A 20,040-nucleotide genomic window follows, 5' to 3' on the forward strand; every position below is an offset into this window, starting at 1 on the left:
TACTATTTTGATTTTTTTATTATGAATGCCCCAAGTATTAGAATCGCTATTCCCATACCGGCCACTAACGTAGTTGCTGACTCTGCTAAAAATGATAATATTAATATAAGCACACCTGTAGAAGCTACGCCTATACCAATAACTTTAGTTCCTCTTTTATTTCCTTCAGAATCATCTCCTGATGTTTCTTCTGTAGCATTCACCAATTTTTCATTTCTAATTTTTTCGTAATTATCGTAGGCTGAAGTATCACTATTGGTTTTTATTAAATAAATTTCTAGTAAAGCCATTAATAATATAGGCACGCCCATACCAACAGCCATTTCTGTAGCGCGACTTAAGGAAACACCTAACATTTCTGGAGCAATAAACTTAAAAAATGAATTAATTATTAATGACGTAATGGTTACAAATAATATGGTTTTCCCTGTTTGATGTTTTGAAAACAGAGACCAAAGTGGCGGTAAAAACATAGCGCCACCAGTTATTGCTCCTAAACTCAATACTACTTCTACAATACCTCCCAAATACGGTACTAACAGCGCTACAATAATGGTTAATATTCCTAAAACCACTGTTGCAATTTTAGCAACCCTCATTAACTTTTCACCACTTGTATTAGGGAATATATTTTTGTACAAATCATTTGTTAATACTCCAGCTGAAATATTAAGTGTTGTATTTACAGAACTTGAAGTTGCAAACACCATGCCTCCTAACATTAACCCTAGCATACCTACTGGCAATACCTCTTTACACATTAGTAAATACGCGCCTTCATCTGCTAAATTTTGTAAATCTGGATTTAGTACTCTGTATATCATTGGAGGCAACATCCAAATTAACGGACTTATTGTATATAGCGCTCCAAATAACCAACCTACTTTCTTTGCATCTTTTGGAGTTGCTACACTAGTATAACGCTGCACATAAGCCCAGTTTCCGGCAATAAAGAATAAGTTATACAAACAAAAAGCTACCATAAATAACCCCGAATATTCATTATTTGTGAACTCAAAAAATCGTTCAGGTGCTTTAGCTATGAAATTATCAATACCACCAATTTTATTAAATGATAACGGTAGCACTATTAAAACAGCAGCAGTTAGTACAATAAATTGTAAAACATCTGTTACAATTACAGCCCATAAGCCGCCAACTGCAGTATAAATAAGAATTAGAATTCCTAAAACAATTATACTTGTAACTATAGGAATTCCTGTAGATACTTCTACAATTTTAGCTACAGGGTACAAAAAAGCGCCTGTTGTAAATAATGAAATGAATAAAAATAAATAGGTATATGTTTTTTGCGTGGTCTTCCCAAAACGGTCTGTAATATATTCCGCTGCTGTTAAAGCTTTTGTTTTTTGCCATTTAGGAGCTATAAAGAACCCTATTATAATTCCTGCAATACACATAGTCCATTGCACAGAAACTGCTACCCAACCACTTGAGTAAGCAATAGAACCCCAAACTACAAATGTACCTGCAGAAAAGAAACTCATAAAAAGCGATAAGCCACTCATCCACCAAGGCAATGCGCCTCCTGCAGCAAAAAACGACTTCATATTTTTACCTGCTTTTGAAAAACTCATACCGCAGATAAAAACTAGTGCTGTAAACACCAATATGACAATAATATCAATATTATTCATAAAAAAAAGATTAATTTCTTTTAAAGATAACCCCAGAACATATATCTAAACTAAAAAGTCTTAAATATATCTTCGGAAACGCTACCGAAAACAATATAAATTTCCGAAAACGTTACCGAAAATCACTATATTTACCCTCATGAAACACTACACTATTAAAGACATAGCAAAAAAATTGAACGTTTCGGTCTCTACAGTATCAAGAGCCTTCAATGATAAATATGATATTAAAAAAGAAACCAAAGCACTCATTTTAAAAACTGCTGAAGAAATGGGCTACATGCCTAACCCAATTGCTAAAAAACTAAGCCAAAAAAGGTCTTTAAATATTGGTGTTGTTGTACCTGAATTTATAAACGAATATTATTCTGAAATTGTAATTGCACTTCAAGAGTTTTTAATTTTGAAAGGTTATCAAGTCTTGGTAATGCAATCTGATGAAAATGAAGATTTAGAGCTTATGAATGCTCAAACCTTAATTAGCAACATGGTTGATGGATTAATTGTTGCTCCAACTACCGGCAATAGAAACATGAAATATTACCAAGACAGAATTAAAGATGGTTACCCCATTGTGTTTTTAAATAGAATAGAAGAAACCGTGCCAGTTTCAAAAGTAGTTTTTAATAATTTAAAATGGAGTTTTTTTGCCACCGAACATTTAATTAGGCAGGGTTATAAAAAAATATATCACCTGTCTGGCTATAAAGATTTATCTGTTTCATATGAACGTGTTCAGGGTTTCAAAAAAGCAATGAATAAACATAATTTTCCTAAAGAAAACTATAAAATTATTGAAGCCGGTTTATTAGCTAAAGAAGGTATGGAAGTTATTGAAGATTTAATTTTTAACCATGATATACCTGATGCCTTTTTTTGTGTGAATGATATGGTTGCCCTTGGTGCCATTAAAAAGCTTAAAGAAAATGGTTACGCTGTTCCTAAAGACGTAGCTTTTGTAGGTTTTACCGAAACTAGAATAGCTGAATTGATGAGCCCACCGTTAAGTAGCGTAAAACAACCAACATATGATATGGCTAAAAAAGCTGCTGAACTTTTACTAAAACGAATTGAAGATGAAAACGCACCTATAGAAACTATTGTTATGAATGGCGAATTTAATATTAGGCAATCATCTATTAAAGATAAACTTGTGCTTTAAAAAAAGCCAGCAACTCATATTTAAGATACTGGCTTTTAGTTTTAAGGTTATTTGTATTATTTAGAAATTACTCCAATTTTTGAAGACTTCAATCCTCTAGATTTTGCGTACAATGTAATTTTCCCTTTAATATCTTTTGCTTTCACAACAGCTAAACACATACCGCTAAAAGCTTTTCTGTGATTTGCTTGAAAAGACTCTACACTGGTTTGGTTTCCGTTATCAACAGCTAATAATTCACCTGTTCCTTTTACATAAAAGTTTACTAGGTTATCTGCATTCGGGCATAAGTTTCCGTTTTTATCTTCAATTCTAACTGTTACATAAGCTAAATCTTCACCATCTGCATTTATTTCTTCTCTATCAACAGATAAGCTTATTTTTGCTGGCTTTCCTGCTGTATTTATCTGTTTTTCTAAAATTTGTTTTCCATCTTTATAACCAACTACTTTAATTGTTCCTGCTTCGTATGGTACATCCCAAGACAACCTGTATTTAGATTGAAATGTTTTTGGTTCGTACCTTAAAAAATCAACCTTTAATTCTGTTAAATCTTTACCTTTAACACGTTTACCCATTGATTTTCCGTTTACAAATAACTCGGCACTATCGCAATTCGTATAGCAATACACAGGAATGGTTTGTCCTTCCATGCCTTTCCAGTTCCAATGTGGTAGTAAGTGAATCATAGGTTCGGTTGTCCATTGACTTTGATATAAAAAGAATCTATCTTTTGGGAAACCACATAAATCTACCGCACCAAAATATGAACTGTGCGATGGCCAATCTGCATTCCAATACCCGTTGGTTGAATTATCTTTTCCGCCGTATGGTGTTGGCTCTCCTAAATAATCAAACCCAGTCCAAATAAACTCTCCCATACTATGCGGGTTTTGTTCTTGAAAATGAAACTCAACATCTGGAGGATATGCCCATGGTGGGCCAATTAAATCATAACTAGTTACGTGTTTAGATTCATGAGTTTTATATTTTTCAATTGGTAAGTGGTACACTCCTCTACTACTTGTACAACTTGAAGTTTCAGAGCCATATAAAGGCATTTCAGGATAATTTTCTCTAATTTCACTATACTTTGTTGGTTTATAGTTTACACCTGCAATGTCAACTTGTTGCGCCATATTATTATCATAAGGCCCTGAATAATTATTAAAACCTGCCGATGTTGGTCTGGTTCTATCTAATTCCTTAACATAATCATTTAATATTTTAGCTGTTTTCCAACCGTTCTTTTTATCCTTTTGTTCAATAATTTCGTTACCAATACTCCACATTACTATTGATGGATGGTTTCTGTCTCTTAAAACCATATCTTTAATATCACGCTCTGCCCATTCTTCAAAAAACACATTATACCCGTTAGGTACTTTTTCCATTTTCCAAACATCAAAGGCTTCATCTTGAACTAGTAACCCTAATTCATCACACAACTCTAAAAATTCTCTTGAAGGCGGGTTGTGACTTGTGCGAATAGCGTTTACACCCATACTTTTCATAATTTGAAGTTTACGCTCATCGGCTCTTCTATAAACTGCAGAACCAAGCGCTCCATTGTCATGATGTAAACACACTCCATTAAAGCGTATTGGTTTGTTATTTAAAAAGAAACCATCTTTTGTATAAGCTATGGTTCTTATTCCAAAGCGTGTTTTATAGGTATCTAAAACTTCATTACCACCTAAAATAGTTGTTACTGCATTGTATAAATGTGGGGTTTCTGTATCCCAAATTAAAGGGTTTTTAATTTTAGTATATAGCGCAGAAACAGCTGTAGCGTTGGCTTTTACAGTAATATCTTCAGTTTCTGAAGCTACTAGTTTGTTTTCAGCATTAAAATACTCTTGTTTTACTGTTACCGTGGCGTTTGTATTACTATTATTAACCACTGTTGTTTCATTTTGAATAACCCCAATTTTTGATGTTACCGTTGGTGTTGTTATAAATGTACCCCATTGTTTTACATGAATAGGGTTATCAATTTTTAACCAAACGGAACGGTATAAACCTGCCCCAGGATACCATCTTGAAGATAAATCTTCGGGTGTTAATCTCACAGCTACTAAATTATCTGAACCATCATACTTTAAATACTTACTTACATCAAATTCAAATCCAATGTATCCGTATGGGCGATTTCCAACAAATTCCCCATTAACCCATACATGTGCATTGTACATGGCGCCTTCAAATTCTAAACGTACCACTTTACCCTTGGCATCAGCATCCATTTTAAAATGCTTTCGATACCAACCTGTGCCGTGAAAAGGTAATCCACCTGCGCGTGCATTATATTTCACGTCAAAAGGTCCTTCAATAGCCCAATCGTGTGGGAGATTCAAATCTCGCCATTTTGAATCATCAAAAGATATATTTTCGGCACCTTCTGCTTTATCATTATAAAATTTCCAAGAGTCGTTAAAATTTAAATTTTGTGCGCATAAGCTGCTTATACTTAAAGCTACAAAAAAGAGTAAACTAAATAGTTTGTTCATTGTTTTTATTTTGAATTTTAAATTGGTATTAAATTACTTTATATTGTTTTTTTAGTTTTAATAGTTCTTTTTTCATTACTGAAATTTTACTGCTATTTTTTAATTTTGGATACAGATTATTCATTTCGGCAGGGTCTTTTTTTAAATCGTAAAACTCCCATTCTTCTTCATTTTTAACATCTTCACCATAAAACCTAATGAGTTTATAGCGTTTGTTTGCTATACCTTCATGTTTACGAACTGAGTGTGCTCCAGGATATTCGTAATAATGATAATAGAGGTTTTTTCTCCAATCTTTTGGTGTTTTACCTTTTAAAATGGGCACGAGGCTTTTTCCTTGCATGTCGTCTGGAATTGGAGCTCCCGCTATATCTAAAAAGGTTTCAGCAAAATCTATGTTTTGTACTAAATCTTTATTTATGCTTCCTGGTTTAGTTTGTCCGGGCCACTTTACAATTAGCGGTGTTCTAAATGATTCTTCATACATAAAACGTTTATCAAACCAACCGTGTTCTCCCATGTAAAATCCTTGGTCTGACGAATACATTACAATGGTATTTTTATCTAAGCCTGATTCTTTTAAATATGCCATAACACGACCTATATTTTCATCTACACTATAAATACAACGTAAATAATCTTTCATGTAGATTTGGTACTTCAACTTAAGTAATTCATCACCTTCTAAATCTAGGTTTTTATATTTTTCTCTTCTGGCATCAAATCTATCATCAATGCCTTTTGTTACTTTCCAATAATCATTTTCGGCCTCAATCATTTTTAAATCTCTGTGCAAATTCATATCTTTTAAAATGCTCATGGTTTGTCCGAGTGCCGCAGTAGTTCTTGTTTTGTAATTATCAAACATATTATCTGGCTCAGGAATTGTAATATCTTCGTATAAAGTCATGTGCTCTCTACTAGGTACCCAAGCTCTGTGTGGTGCTTTGTGGTGCAACATCATCATAAAAGGTTTGTTCTTATCTCTCTTATTTTCTAACCAATCTAAAGATTTATCTGTTATTATATTAGTTGTGTAACCTTGGTATTTTTTTTCACCTTCTTCTGAAAGTAACACCGGATTTACGTATGAACCCTGGCCTAATAATACTTCCCAATAATCAAACCCTTGTATATTACCATCTAAATGGATTTTACCAATCATTGCTGTTTGATACCCATTCTTTCTTAGAATCTTTTGAAACTGTTGCTGATCATGATTAAAAGGATGCCTTTTTGTATTGGTGAATTTTCCATTTAAATGACTCATTTTTCCCGTAAGTAAAGCCGCTCTACTAGGTGCACAAATGGAGTTTTCCACATAACATTTATTGAAAATCATACCTTCTGAAGCTAATTTATCTAAATTAGGTGTTGGGTTTATATCTTGCAGCCTACCGCCATAAGCTCCAATAGTTTGATAGGAATGATCATCACTAAAAATCCAGATGATATTTGGTTTATCTTGAGCATAAGCAGATATTGCTATAAGCAGAAATAAAAGTGGAATTAGTTTAGTTTTCATATATTGTTTTGAATTTTGTTAGTTCATGTCATGCTGAACTTGTTTCAGCATCTACTTTTTTTTGTAGGCTCCTGAAATGAGACTTCGACTGCGCTCAGTCTGACAATACTTATCTTATTTTTATTTTATACACTAATGCTTTTTTAGCCTCTAACGGCTTTTGCTTAGGCTGTCTTACTTGTAAGCCATCTTTAGTCTTTTTCCATTTGATTTTTTCCTTACTTCCTAATACAGAAACTGACTTGATTTTTAAACCTTTAGCTTCATTTGCAAAAACCTTTAAAGTTCTTTCAGGTTGCTTTTCGTTCCATCCTAACTGAATAGCGTAAACCACCTTTCCTTTTTGGGTGAACCTAATATCTTCAGCATTCAACTTATTTAAGCCCTTTTTTATAGCACCATATTCATTCCAAGCATCGGCTTCATCTCGCTTTAAAACCGTTGTTCCCTCTCCAAATGTTACAAATGGTTTGGTGTTGTAAATAGATTCGCCATAAAGCTTCATCCACGCACCTATGCCTTCCATAGCTTTCACCTGTTCTTCAGGCATTGTGCCATCTGCCATAGGGCCTGCAGATAATAACATTACACCGTTTTTACTTACTACTTCTGCCAACATTCTAATGGCTTGTGCAGGGTTAATGGCTGTTCTTTTTTCTTTATTGTAACACCAACTGCTACCTAAAATAAAGTCTGTAATCCAAACTTCTGGTGTTATATCTTCCATTGTTGCGCGTTCTACATTAACTACTGCCAGTTCCGTTGGAAAGAAATCTCCTTTTGTATTAACAACTACATCTTTACCTTCTTTTTCAGCTTTATTAAAGTAGTTTGTTAAGAATTGTTTTCTGTAGTCTTCGGAAATGAAACGTTGCCCAAAATCCATCCAAATATAGTCTGGACAATGTGCCTCAATGACTTCGTTTAACTTTCCAAGCCACAAATCTTGGGCTTCTTTGTAATCCATGTTACAGTATAGATTCTTGTACTTTTCATCTTGCGGTACTTCACAATTTTGGTAAACATAGCTATACTTGCTTAAGGTTACAGGACGTAAATACGATAAATCGGGCTTTGGATAAAATACGTTATGAAATCCATGATGAAAAGTTGCCATAAATTTTAAACCACGTTTCTTGGTTTCTTCACCAATGGCTTTTACCACATCAATTCCTGGACCTTTAGCTACAGAATTCCATTCGTTTACCTCGCTTTCCCAGAGGGAAAATCCGTCGTGATGTTCTGCTATTGAACCAATAAATTTAGCACCCATGCCTTCAAACATGTCTACCCATTCTTTGGCGTTAAACTTAGGTGCTTTCCACATGGGAATAAAATCATGATAATCAAAATCTTCTCCGTAAGTTTCACGGTGTTTTTTATATACTTTTCCGCCCCAAAGATTTTCATCTCTGTCTGGAACGTACATCCAACGCGGGTACCACTCACCATCGGTGGCCGGAACCGAATATACACCCCAATGAAAATACACGCCAAGTTTGGCATTAGCAAACCACTGTGGAACGGCATTATGTTTTTTTAATGATTCCCAAGTTGGTTTGTATTCTTTTTGAGCAGAAACGTTTAATGCAAATAGAAATATGCTTGTTGTTATAACTAATTTTAATAGTTTCATGTTTTTGTTTAAGTGACCAAAACAAATATGCCTAATTATTTAGTGCTTTAATGAGACATACGATTCAAAACCTATAACATATTGGTTAAATTGATTTTTTTTAAGCAATTACCTTCTTGATATTATTGGTTGACGTAAAATTAATTTGTACAAAAAGTTTAAAAAGTAAGAAAGTGAATAAAAATAGCAATAAATGGTTTTTAATAACTATTATACAATAAAAAGGCGTCTGAAATAGACGCCTCATTTATTAAAAAAAACTGATTTTAAAGTACTATCCTTTTTTAGTTATGTAAACATAATAGGCTACGTTTTCTTCACCTTCAGCATTAAAAAAGCTTGCATTCAGTTTAGTTTTACCCTTATTTAAATGCACATTAAAATTAGCCGATTTATCTGTGTTTGACACCTTAACTGATTGATTAATTACTTCACCAATTTTAATGTTTGCTTTAACATAATTTAAATTTTCGCCTTCAGCATAGGCATTTTCTAATCCTGGTTTTTCATCTTTTGTAATTGCTGGCACAGTTCCGTTTATAATAACATTTGCTTCTATTGGGTATCTTCTTAAAGACACTTGGTAATCACCTTCTTCTAAAACATTAATAGCCCAATAACCTTCTCCGTTTGCGCCACTTCTAATATAGCGCTGATTCCATGGTTGTTTACCATTATCGGCATGTACATCGTGGCATGTTAATGTAACAGGATTTTCTTGTGGTGCTCCAATTTTTATGTAAACTTCTTCATTAAATTGCACAGACACGCGTTGCCACCATTTTTCATAAAACGAACGCATTTGCGCTACTTTTTCAGGGTGTTCTTCAGCTAAATCTTTCTTTTGCCCTTTATCATCTTCAACATTATAAAGTTCTTCACCATTTACTAAACGCCACTTGTTTTGCATTACTGAAGATTTTCGATATTTTTCCGGTACTTGAATTCTTTGTGAATCTGTTACCAACATTCTATCATCTTTTTTATCAGGGTTTTGTATGAAAGGCACTAAACTTTGTCCTGCTAATTCTAAATGATTTTGAGGTAAATCTATTTTACACAATTCTGCTAATGTTGGCATTACATCTAAATTAGCCGATAATTGATTAATATCTGTGCCTGTAGCTAAGTTTCCATCTTTCCAATAAATGTAGAATGGTACTCTATGCCCACCTTCATATTCACTGCCTTTGGTTCCTCTCATGTTTGCATTATAGCCGGTAATATTTCCTTTTTTGTTATAATATCCTGCCGATGTACCGTTATCTGTCATGAAAATTAAGATTGTGTTATCTGCAATTCCCATTTCTTTTAATGTGTTACGAAGTTTACCTAAGTTATCATCAACATTAGTAATCATACCATAAAAGCGCTTTTGTGTATCTTTTAGAACATCATTTCCTAAATCTTTATAAATATTATAATAATTTACAGGCACATGGTACGGACCATGCGGTGCATTTGTTGAAATATAACAGAAGAAAGGTTTGTCTTTATTCTCTCCAATAAACCTTGTGGCTTCTCTAAAAAACACATCTGTACAGTAACCTTCATATTTTTTAGGTTTACCGTTATGAAAGTAAGTATCATCAAAATAAGTATTTTCCCAATAATCTGGTGTTTGGTCTACACCGCCACCACCGTGCATTACGGTTTCTTGAAAACCTCTATCTTCTGGCCTAAAGCCAAAATTATCTCCTAAATGCCATTTGCCAAATCCGCCTGTAGCGTAACCCGCTTGGGTAAACATATCGGCTAGAGTTTTTTCTTGTTCTCTTAATAAAGACCAACCGCCTACGGTGTGCCAAACACCAACTTCATTGGCGTATCTACCCGTCATTAAACCAGAACGCGTTGGTGCGCAAGTTGGCCCCACGTGAAAATCTGTAAACCTGTAACTTTCGCTATGCAATGCATCAATATTTGGTGTTTTTATGACCTTATTCCCGTGTGCTCCAATGTCTCCATAACCTTGATCATCTGTTATAACAAGAATAACATTAGGCTTTTTAAAAGTTTTTTTTGTTGTTTGCTTTTTTGCTTCGGCACAATTAAAAAATAGAAGCGCTACAGTAAATAGACTTAAATAAAATTTCATTGGGTTTAATTTAGTTTGAATGTTTAAACAAAGCTATACATATCTTTAATTTAGTTATATATCAAATGATTTTTTCAGTATTTGATATGGTTAAAAAAAGCCTATGATTTCTCATAGGCTTTACTAATTTTATAACGTATTAAATTACTAACTGTTTATTGTATTTTTTATGTAATCCATTTTACGTTCTAGTTCTTTTACTTTTAAGATTTCTTTGTCAATTTTATTAACATCTATATTAAACTGATATTTATGACCTCCTTGTTCTTGATCCATTAAAACAATACAGTTTATTATTAATAATGCTTCTGCTGCTTGTTTTGATTGGTAAAGTGCATTTGTCATTACTTTTACAGGGCTTGTATGCTTTATTAAGCCAAGGTATTCTGCTGCTCTAACTTTGTTAATTAATTCTGAATCTGTTTTAGATATTTCAACTATTTTTGGTATAAATTCTTTAGCTTTTTCTCCAAAAATACTACAGTTAATTAATGCCCAATATCTATCCCAAGGATCTGAAGAATTTAAACTTTTTTCTAAAGTTGATTTTGCTTCATTAAAAGGCAATAAACTTAGGTTAGAAATATCTATATAACGCTTAATATCTTCTTTATGATCTTGACCAAATTTTACAGGATTATCAAAAGCATTTTCAATTAAATAATGTTCTGGATAGAATGATAAATCTGGCATACTTTCTACCCAATTATTTAACTTTTCTCTCAATTCTAATAATTTAGATTTGAAGTTATCATCATTTGCTAAATTTTTAGTTTCGTAGGGGTCTGCTTCAACATCAAACAGTAATTCAACTGGTCGCTCTTTAAAAAATGCGGCTTGAACCTCGTTTAATTTGTCTTCATCATATAATTTAGCCCATTCTTTGTAAGCCAATTGCTTATAACGGTAATTGTTCATTAAACCATCAAAATTAAATGGTTGGTAACTGCGCATGTATTTGTATTTACCTTTTCTAACGGTACGTACCATATCATATTTTTCATCAAACCTATCGGCATAGCTATAAGTTTCATCGCAACTTGCAAGGTATTCTTTGGTTACGTTTTCACCCATAAAAGGTTTACCATCCATACCTTCAGGAACTTTAATACCTGCTAAGTTTAAAAGTGTTGGCCCAAAATCTTTAAAACTTACAAAAGCATCTTCTCTTCCGCCAATTTTAGCATTAACCAAATGTCTATATTTTTCTGGCACCCTAACCACTAAAGGCACATGTAAACCCGTTTCATAAATATAACCTTTACTTCCTGGTAACACACCTCCGTGATCTCCAAAATAGAAAATAATAGTATTATCTAATAAGCCATCAGTTTCTAGTTCTTTTACTATATCACCTAATTGCTTATCAATGTGCACCATTTTATCTCTGTAAAAGGCATTTGTGTATTTAAACACCTCTGTGTTTGGATGATTAGGTTGTACAAAAACAGTATTAACATCTGTTTTTGTTGGGTTATTTTTCATTTTTTCTTCAGAAAAATGCAGTCTGCTTTCATGAGAATCACCTAAATTAACAACATGAAAAAATGGCTGCCCTTCTTTTCTGTTTTTATAGGTTGCTTTTTTTGAAGAATCATCCCATACGGAATCACTTTTTACAAAATTATAATCTTCTTTAGCATTGTTTGTGGTATAATAACCTGCGCTTTTTAAATAAGCAGGATACATTTCTACACCATTTGGCATTGGCACCTGTTCTATTTTTCGATGAAACTGTGCACCAACTCTTGGAGCGTAACTTCCCGAAATTAGCGTTGAACGCGCTACACTACAAACTGGCGCATTTGAAAATGCATGGTTAAAAACTACACCTTGGCTTGCTAATGCCTCAATGTTTGGTGTTGCAACACCGTTTTCATCAAACAATTTCATGTAGTGTTTTGAATTGTCTTCTGAAGTTATCCAAACTATGTTTGGCGGGTCTATTTGAACGTTTTCTTGTTGCTGTTTACAACTTAAAAACAATAAACCTACCATTAAAAAAAATAAAGGTTTTAAATTAAAATTCATATTGTATTGTTAAGTGTTTAATTGATGCCGAAATATACTTAAAAAAGCCCTTGACACCATGTGCAAGAGCTTTTAAAATATGTACAAAAGTTATACAAACTTGGTTTTATGGTCTGTATTCTTTTTTGTAAACTTTAAAATCATCAAAGTATAAAGTATAGACAGTTCCTGATGTTGGTACTGGTTGAAACCTAATACCAACATTACTTAATGCACCTGGTGTAATTTCTACCTCAACCAATTCCCAAGTATCTTTTACAGGGTCTCCGTTTGTAAACCATCTTGGAGTAACCGCTCTACTTCCACTACCTAAATCATACCAAATTTTTTCGCCAGCATCGGCTGCTCTAAAACCTGCTTCAAAATCTACACTGGTAGGAATGTATCGTCTATATGAAATGATGTAGGTTTCACCTGCTTCATAATTTAGGTTTCTACCAGACTCTAATCTTGGTTTATCGTTTGTCAGCTTTACACTTTGTGTACCATTAAAAGCTTGATCTGTTGAAAACTCTACAATTGCACCAGAACCACTTGCTCCTTCAAACCAATAATCGCCAAAAGTATCCTCAAAAGAACCATCAGTAAATAAATTTTCAAAGTATGGTTCTACTGTGTCTGCAGCGAAATTTGCTAAAGATCCGCCACCTATAGTTCTAATTTCACCGGGGCCTGTATAAGCTACTGTAATTACATCATCTTGATATACACCTTCAGCAATTGTAAATTCTAATATTGCTGGATTTGTTGCATTAACAGCTACATTACTAATTGTAGCTGTACTACCATTAAGTATAATTGAAAAACCTGCTGCTGGATTTGTGGCGTTTGTTACAGAATCTGGATTTAAATCTTGATTAAATGTTACTTGAATAACATCGGTATTTGTTTCTACAATACTGCCTATTTTATCTGTTGGTGTTGGCACGTATACATCAATTGGTACATCCGTAAATGCTTCAAGTGGTCTTTCATCAAAAGATTTTAACAAATTACTTGCCCCGTCATAAGATACTACAACGGTTTTACCATCATCTTCGGGTAGTATTGGATCATCAGATAAATCTATTAATAGTTTTGTACCATTAGCATTTCTTGTTATTGTGGTTATTGTTTTTTCAACACCATCAACTTCAACTAAAAAATTATCAACTACAGTGCCCTCTAGCGGTTGTATTTTATAGCTTAGTGTAACTTCAACAATATCCATGTCGGTTTCAACAACTGTACCTGTTTGCTCTAATGGTTCAGTTAACGGTATTACATTAAATATAGTGGGTATATTATATGAATTTTGATTTTGCTTTAAGTTATCTGTTCTTTCTCTTGTAGCAGTTAACTCTACTCTAAACTCACCTAGTTCATCAAATGTAATGGTATCTATTACACGCTCTCTTAAATTTGTACGCGTGTAACTACTTCTGTATACATTTGTTTGGTCTTCTTCGTTTTCTTCAGTAGTATGCATTCTCCAAACAGTAGTATTAGGCCTTGCATTGTTATTTTCTAACAAGCCGCTTAAATCTTCAAAAATTAATTTATCGCCAAAAGTTAAAGTTACAGTTTGTGTGTTATTATGGTTTAGTATGGTTTCATCTAAATACCTAACTTGTGGTGTTGCTACTACGGTATCATACACATCAATATTAAACCAGTATTCTGCTACCCATTTACCGTTTCTTTTAACGGTTTTAATAGTATCTTCAACATTTTCGCCTAAATCAGAATCCCAATAGGCTGGAAACCTAAACGATGTTGAATCTGGAAACACCCCAAAATAGCCTACTTTAGTTAAAGAGTCTCCTTTTTTCCAAAGTACATGTACGGTTTTTTCTGAGGATACTTTTCTGTTTGAAGGTTCTGCTATGTATGCATCATGATTATCTAAATTATTAGGTATTGGGCCTTCTAAAAAGAAAGCTGAATTTGGTATTCTCCATTCGCTATATTCTGCTCCTGCTGAAATATCGGAAAAAGAGAAAAATCTATTAACTTCAGATTCTCTTTCTGCAGCAGCACCTGAGGTCATGGTTATTGAGAGGTCTACAAATGATCCTGGAGCTTCGTATTCGTCATCATTACAACTAACAAAAGAACTTATGAGTAATGATAACAAACATATTGTTTTTAATATATTATTTGTTTTTTTCATAATTTTAATTTTTTGCTTTATGCAGTGGTTTTATAAAACCCTAACATAAATTATTGATTCCAATTTAAATTAGCATTAATTTCATCTTGCGGTACTGGCAAATAACTGTGTACCTCTTCAATAAAATTTTGAGAACCTAAAAGATGATCTCTTAAAAAAGGCTCATTTGTTCTTCTGTTGGCATTAGCGTTTAAGTTAGCTGGTTGCCTAAAAGCATAATCTGGTGCTTGAGTATTTGCTGGGTATGATGGCACCTCGCCTGCTGGCATTATAAAACATCGCCATCTGGTTGGGTTTTTACCCACGGCATTGTTTTTAAAGTGCCACGCGTCATACTCAAATTGTGCTAATTGCTCTAATTGCTGTTTCCAAACACCCCAACGCCTTAAATCTATAGTACGATTTCCTTCAAGCGCTAATTCTAAAGGTTTTTCGGTAAACCTTAAATGCTCCATTAGGTTTTGAAGCGTTACTGGTTCTTCGCCGTTGGTTAAATCTAAATCAATATCATTATAATACGTTGCTGACCCTGAAAATTCTGCCCCGGCATCGGATGAGCTTCCTAATAAAATTAAATGCGAGCGTTTTCTAACGCGGTTTATATAGCGTAATGCTTCAGATAAATTGCCTTTTTCAATCATACATTCAGCATACATTAAATATACTTCGGCTAAACGCATTATTGGTATATTAATATCAGACCTGTTATCTTTTTCAGGACCTTCATCTTCTCCTAAACCTCCGTTATTTGTATTCCAGCCAGTAAATTTTTTAATAAAGTTTGGTGTTTGTCTTGCGTGTGCTGCGGCTGATGTGGCTCTACCGTATTCAGCCAATTCAACACCATACATTGTATCATCTCTATCATCAACCGATGATACTGAATTATTCATACGCCAACTGTACATTCTCAATACATTTTCTTGTACACTTTCTAAATCTCCACTAGCATCATAAACATTTCTATTTACATAATTTGCAGGATCTGCAGGATCTGGTCTTTCGTTTCTGTATTTAAGTGTTAACCACGATGTAAATTGTACCCTATTACCATCATTTAAAAAGTGTGAAATTCGTTGTGATAGGTTTTGCTCATCTAAACCTAAAGGGTTAGCATCATATGAATAGTTAATTTCAAAAATTGATTCGTTGTTAAATTCTGCAATACCTGTTAAGCACTCTGATAAATCATCAGCTAATTGATAGTTGTAGTTATCAATTACGTTTTTAAGATATATTTCTGCATTGGTAAAATCATTTTCGTTTAGGTAACTTTTACCTAATAAGGCTTCACAAAAACCAGCGGTAATTCTACCAAGGTTTCCGCCACCAACATTAGATTGCCACGCATTATATGTTGCGGGTAAATTATCTAAACCGTATTGCAAATCTGCTCTAAAGAATGTTTTAATTTCTTCGGATGATGAAAATGCTATTTGGAAATCATTAAAATCTGTTGGTACCGTTTCAAATAATGGCACTGAACCATTGTTAAAAGTATGATGCAGTGTGTAATAAAAATAACCTCTTAATGCTCGTGCTTGAGCTAAAATTAAGTTTGCAGTTTCATCATTAGCCGAGGGATTTAACCTATTGTAGGCATCAATTACTTGGTTTGCTCTAAATATACCTATGTAACAGGCATCCCATTTGTTTTGTACTTCATTGGTTGTTAAATCAAATGTTTGATCATAAATAGGTGTTCCTGTAGCATTGCTTCTTTGTGAAAACGGCACCGCTATATCAGTACGTGTATAATCCCAAAGAATACCTAAAATATCTTCATCTCTCATTGCTGCATAAACTGCATTTAAACCCGTGTTTAAATCGGCCGTTGATTGCCAAAATGTACCTAATGTTAAAGCATTAGGGTTTACTTGATCTAATTCATCTACACACGACTGTAATGTACAGGCAAAGATAAGTAGCGGAATTAAGCCTTTTATAAATGTCTTTTTCATTATTAACACTTTATTTTTTATTTCGTTATATTTTTTTTCCATCTTCATAATATTTATATTAAAATTGAAGTTGGATACCTGCCTTAACTTGTGAAGCTATTGGGTATCTACCTTGGTCTATACCACGAGTACTTAAACCATTACCACCAACTTCTGGATCAAAACCAGAATAATCTGTAATGGTTAATAAATTTTGGCCTTGTACATAAAACCTAAATTTACTTAAGCCCATTTTTTCAATAACATCTTTAGGGAATGAAAAACCTAGCGTTATGTTACGAAGTCTAACAAAATCTCCATTTTCAAGAAACAACGATGAAGCTCCTCTGTATGATTTTGTGTTATTACCGTTATACCAAGGAATATTAGCGTTTGTGTTGTGCTCTGTCCATGAGTAAAATAAATCTTTATGCACACCTGCTTGGTAGGCATAGGCTTTACTTCCATTCATAACCTCAGCACCAAATGAACCGTACCATTGCATGCTAAAATCTATTCCTTTATATTTTGCTGAAAAGTTTAACCCGGTTTCAAAATCTGGAGTACCAGAACCTGCATATACTCTATCATTATCATCAATAGTACCATCTCCTGCATCAGGTATTCCATCTCCGTTTGTATCAACGGTCGGTTGGTCTACATACATTAGTTCACCAATTTTGGCACTTGGGTCTATTAATTGGTATTCTGCTAACTGCTCTGGTGTTTTAATAATGCCAGCTGTTTCACGTAAAAAGAAAGCCGCAGCTTCATAACCTTCTGTAATTACTGTTACGAGTTCTCTGGTTCCTTTGGTTGAAATAAAGCCTCTGTCTAAATAAATAATTGGGTTATTTAAACTTGTTTTTGTTACAATGTTTTGATTGGTTGTTAATGTTCCTGACACATTCCAACTAAAGCCTTTTTTGCCTCTGTAGTTATATTTTGCAGCAAGTTCTAAACCTTTGTTTTCCATGTTACCAACATTAAAAACTGTATTTCTAAATTCACCCGATACACCTGTTGATGGCGGATTTACTATTTGATATAATAAATCTTTCTTTTCGTTTTTATATAAATCTGCAGATAGTGTTAGTTTATTTTTAAACAACCCTAAATCTACTCCTATATTTTGTTCAACTGATGTTTCCCAACCAAGATTTTCATTTTCATATTCTAATTGTGTTGTACCTAATGCACCTTGTTCATTTGTTGGATTGTTTACATCTCCTGAAGGGCTATTGCTACCAAACACGTAATCTCTACCTGGTTCTACAACAGGCTGGTTGCTATATGGTGAAAACCTATCATTACCTACAGTACCGTAACCTGCTCTAATTTTAAATGAGTTTACTACTTTTTTAAACGGATGCCAGAAGTTTTCTTGGTCTACGTTCCAACCTACAGATACTGATGGGAAAAAACCCCACCTGTTATCTTCACTAAATTGCGAAGAGCCATCATACCTTCCACTTGCGCTTAAAAGATATTTACCATCAAAATTATATTGTATTCTGGCTATATTACCTATTAATGTTCTGGTAAAATCTTGTCCGCCAGATTCTATATCCCAAATGAGTTCATAATTATCAAGTACTGTAATGGCTGGGTTTAAGTTATTTCTAACTTCAATTTGATAACGTTCGTTTTTAGATTTTTCAAAAGATGTACCTAAAAGCGCCGTAATTTTATGTTTACCAAATTGCTTATTAAAGGTTGCAAACTGTTCTGATGTTAATTTTGAAGAAGTGAGGTCTGTAACCGTTTGAGATGTGATGTTGTTTGGGTTAACAATTAAATCGCCATCAGTATTATAAATATCATATCTTGGTATAATTCTTACCCACTTTTGGTCATTGTAAGTTATACCAAAACGGCCTGTTAAAGTTAAATACTTTGTAGCTTCTAATTCAAACTGAATATTTCCAGCATGACTGTTACCATCTCTATTTTCTTGGGTTTTAATATTTCTTAAAGCATTAGCCAAGTTTCTGGCTTCGTTTAATTTCCAATCTTCGGTTGGGTCATCTAAACTAATTTCAGATATATTAGCTAGAGCATCATCATCTAAATTTACTGCTGGTTTAAAAGATTGATACTCATAAATTCTATTCATCATACCACTCCATGGCACTAATTTCTCATCTCTTTTAAAGGTTAAACCTGTTGTAATTTTCCATTTACCTTTAGTAAATTGTGTATTTGCACGTACGTTAAACCTTTTATAATCTGAATTATAAAACACCCCTTCTTGTTGGTAAAAATTGGCATTAAAATTATAGGTTAAACCGTCTTTACCACCTGATACGTTTACTGAATGGTTTTGAATTATAGCATTGTTATTTAAAAGTACATCACCAATATTGGTGTTATTAGTAAAATAGCTAGAGTTTCTGTGAATATCACCATCTACACCTCCTTGAGGTTTATCTGTATTTAAAGCTCCACGTAGCAGGTGTAAGTATGTATATTCTTCTTTAGTCATGTTGTGAAATGTTGAAGCTATGGTTTGCATACCATATTCTGTATTCACACGAATATCCATTTGCCCTATTTTACCTTGCTTTGTGGTAATTAAAATAACACCACCTGCTCCACGCACACCATATATAGATGTTGATGCGGCGTCTTTTAAAACGTCTATACTTTGAATTTCTCTAATACTTAGTTGTGGATCTGAATCAAAAGGAATACCATCAACAACGTAAAGTGGACTATTTTGGCCATCAATTAACGAACTAAAACCGCGTATTAAAATATTGGCCTCTTCACCTGGTGCACCAGAACTAGATGCAATATTTACACCTGCTATTTGCCCTTGTAAAGCGGCACCAATATCAGATGTGGTTGTTTGCTCAAGAACTTCGGCCTTTACTTGCCCTACAGCGCCTGTAACTTCCTTTTTCTTTTGTTTACCGTAACCTACTACAACAACTTCTTCTAGTGTAGATAAATCTGTTTGCATGATAACGTTTAACTGTGTTTTACCATTTACAGCTACTTCTTGGGTTTCATAACCCAAATAACTAAAAACTAATACAGCATTTGCATTAGCCTTAATGGCATAGTTTCCATCAAAGTCTGACACTGCACCTGTGCTTGTACCCTTTACCAAAATACTTACACCAGGTAGTGGCATACCTTCTGCTTTTACATTACCACTTATTGTGGTTGTTTGCGCACTTGTAAAACCTAAGCACAAAACACCTAAAAAGTATGTTATAAACACCTTGGATTTACAATAATAAAATAATTTCAAATTCATTATTTAGTCTGTTTTATTTGTTAGTGTAACAAATTTTGAAATTATTTAACTGTATGTACTTTA

The 20,040-nt window shown here is 33.6% G+C and carries 10 protein-coding genes; 1 reads left to right on the top strand and 9 read right to left on the bottom strand.

Annotated elements, in window-relative coordinates; genetic code table 11:
• Positions 1-2: 2 nt before the first annotated feature.
• The gene (locus tag ACXAG4_RS00325) at positions 3-1,658 is read right to left on the bottom strand and encodes a sodium:solute symporter family protein (protein ID WP_475294095.1); all 1,656 of its coding nucleotides are present in this window, start codon (positions 1,656-1,658) and stop codon (positions 3-5) included.
• Positions 1,659-1,797: 139 nt separating this feature from the next.
• Between ACXAG4_RS00325 and ACXAG4_RS00330 the strand changes: the two genes are divergently transcribed.
• Positions 1,798-2,820 (top strand): LacI family DNA-binding transcriptional regulator, encoded by a 1,023-nt coding sequence (locus ACXAG4_RS00330; RefSeq protein WP_475294096.1) that lies wholly within the window; start codon positions 1,798-1,800, stop codon positions 2,818-2,820.
• 56 nt (positions 2,821-2,876) lie between these two features.
• Here ACXAG4_RS00330 and ACXAG4_RS00335 read toward each other — a convergent pair whose 3' ends face one another.
• The 8 genes from ACXAG4_RS00335 to ACXAG4_RS00370 form a co-directional block, all read right to left on the bottom strand.
• The gene (locus ACXAG4_RS00335; protein WP_475294097.1) at positions 2,877-5,330 is read right to left on the bottom strand and encodes a glycoside hydrolase family 2 TIM barrel-domain containing protein; all 2,454 of its coding nucleotides are present in this window, start codon (positions 5,328-5,330) and stop codon (positions 2,877-2,879) included.
• Positions 5,331-5,358: 28 nt separating this feature from the next.
• Positions 5,359-6,855 carry a sulfatase family protein gene (locus ACXAG4_RS00340; protein ID WP_475294098.1) on the bottom strand — a complete coding sequence of 499 codons (1,497 nt, stop codon included), beginning with the start codon at positions 6,853-6,855 and terminating at the stop codon, positions 5,359-5,361.
• A 109-nt stretch (positions 6,856-6,964) separates the two neighbouring features.
• Positions 6,965-8,491, bottom strand: coding sequence for an alpha-L-fucosidase (locus ACXAG4_RS00345; RefSeq protein WP_475294099.1), 1,527 nt, complete (start codon positions 8,489-8,491; stop codon positions 6,965-6,967).
• A 274-nt stretch (positions 8,492-8,765) separates the two neighbouring features.
• Entirely contained in the window at positions 8,766-10,589 is a 1,824-nt protein-coding gene (locus ACXAG4_RS00350; RefSeq protein ID WP_475294100.1) for an arylsulfatase, read from the bottom strand.
• A gap of 147 nt (positions 10,590-10,736) precedes the next feature.
• Positions 10,737-12,620 carry a sulfatase family protein gene (locus ACXAG4_RS00355; protein WP_475294101.1) on the bottom strand — a complete coding sequence of 628 codons (1,884 nt, stop codon included), beginning with the start codon at positions 12,618-12,620 and terminating at the stop codon, positions 10,737-10,739.
• A gap of 106 nt (positions 12,621-12,726) precedes the next feature.
• Complete coding sequence (locus ACXAG4_RS00360) at positions 12,727-14,772, bottom strand: SwmB domain-containing protein (RefSeq protein WP_475294102.1); 2,046 nt, start codon at positions 14,770-14,772, stop codon at positions 12,727-12,729.
• A gap of 50 nt (positions 14,773-14,822) precedes the next feature.
• A complete protein-coding gene (locus tag ACXAG4_RS00365) occupies positions 14,823-16,733 on the bottom strand; it encodes a RagB/SusD family nutrient uptake outer membrane protein (RefSeq protein WP_475294103.1) in 1,911 nt (636 codons plus the stop codon).
• A gap of 58 nt (positions 16,734-16,791) precedes the next feature.
• Positions 16,792-19,977, bottom strand: coding sequence for a SusC/RagA family TonB-linked outer membrane protein (locus ACXAG4_RS00370; protein ID WP_475294104.1), 3,186 nt, complete (start codon positions 19,975-19,977; stop codon positions 16,792-16,794).
• Between the last annotated feature and the right edge of the window lie 63 nt (positions 19,978-20,040).

The sequence above is a fragment of the Seonamhaeicola sp. ABD4_175 genome (assembly GCF_056160885.1).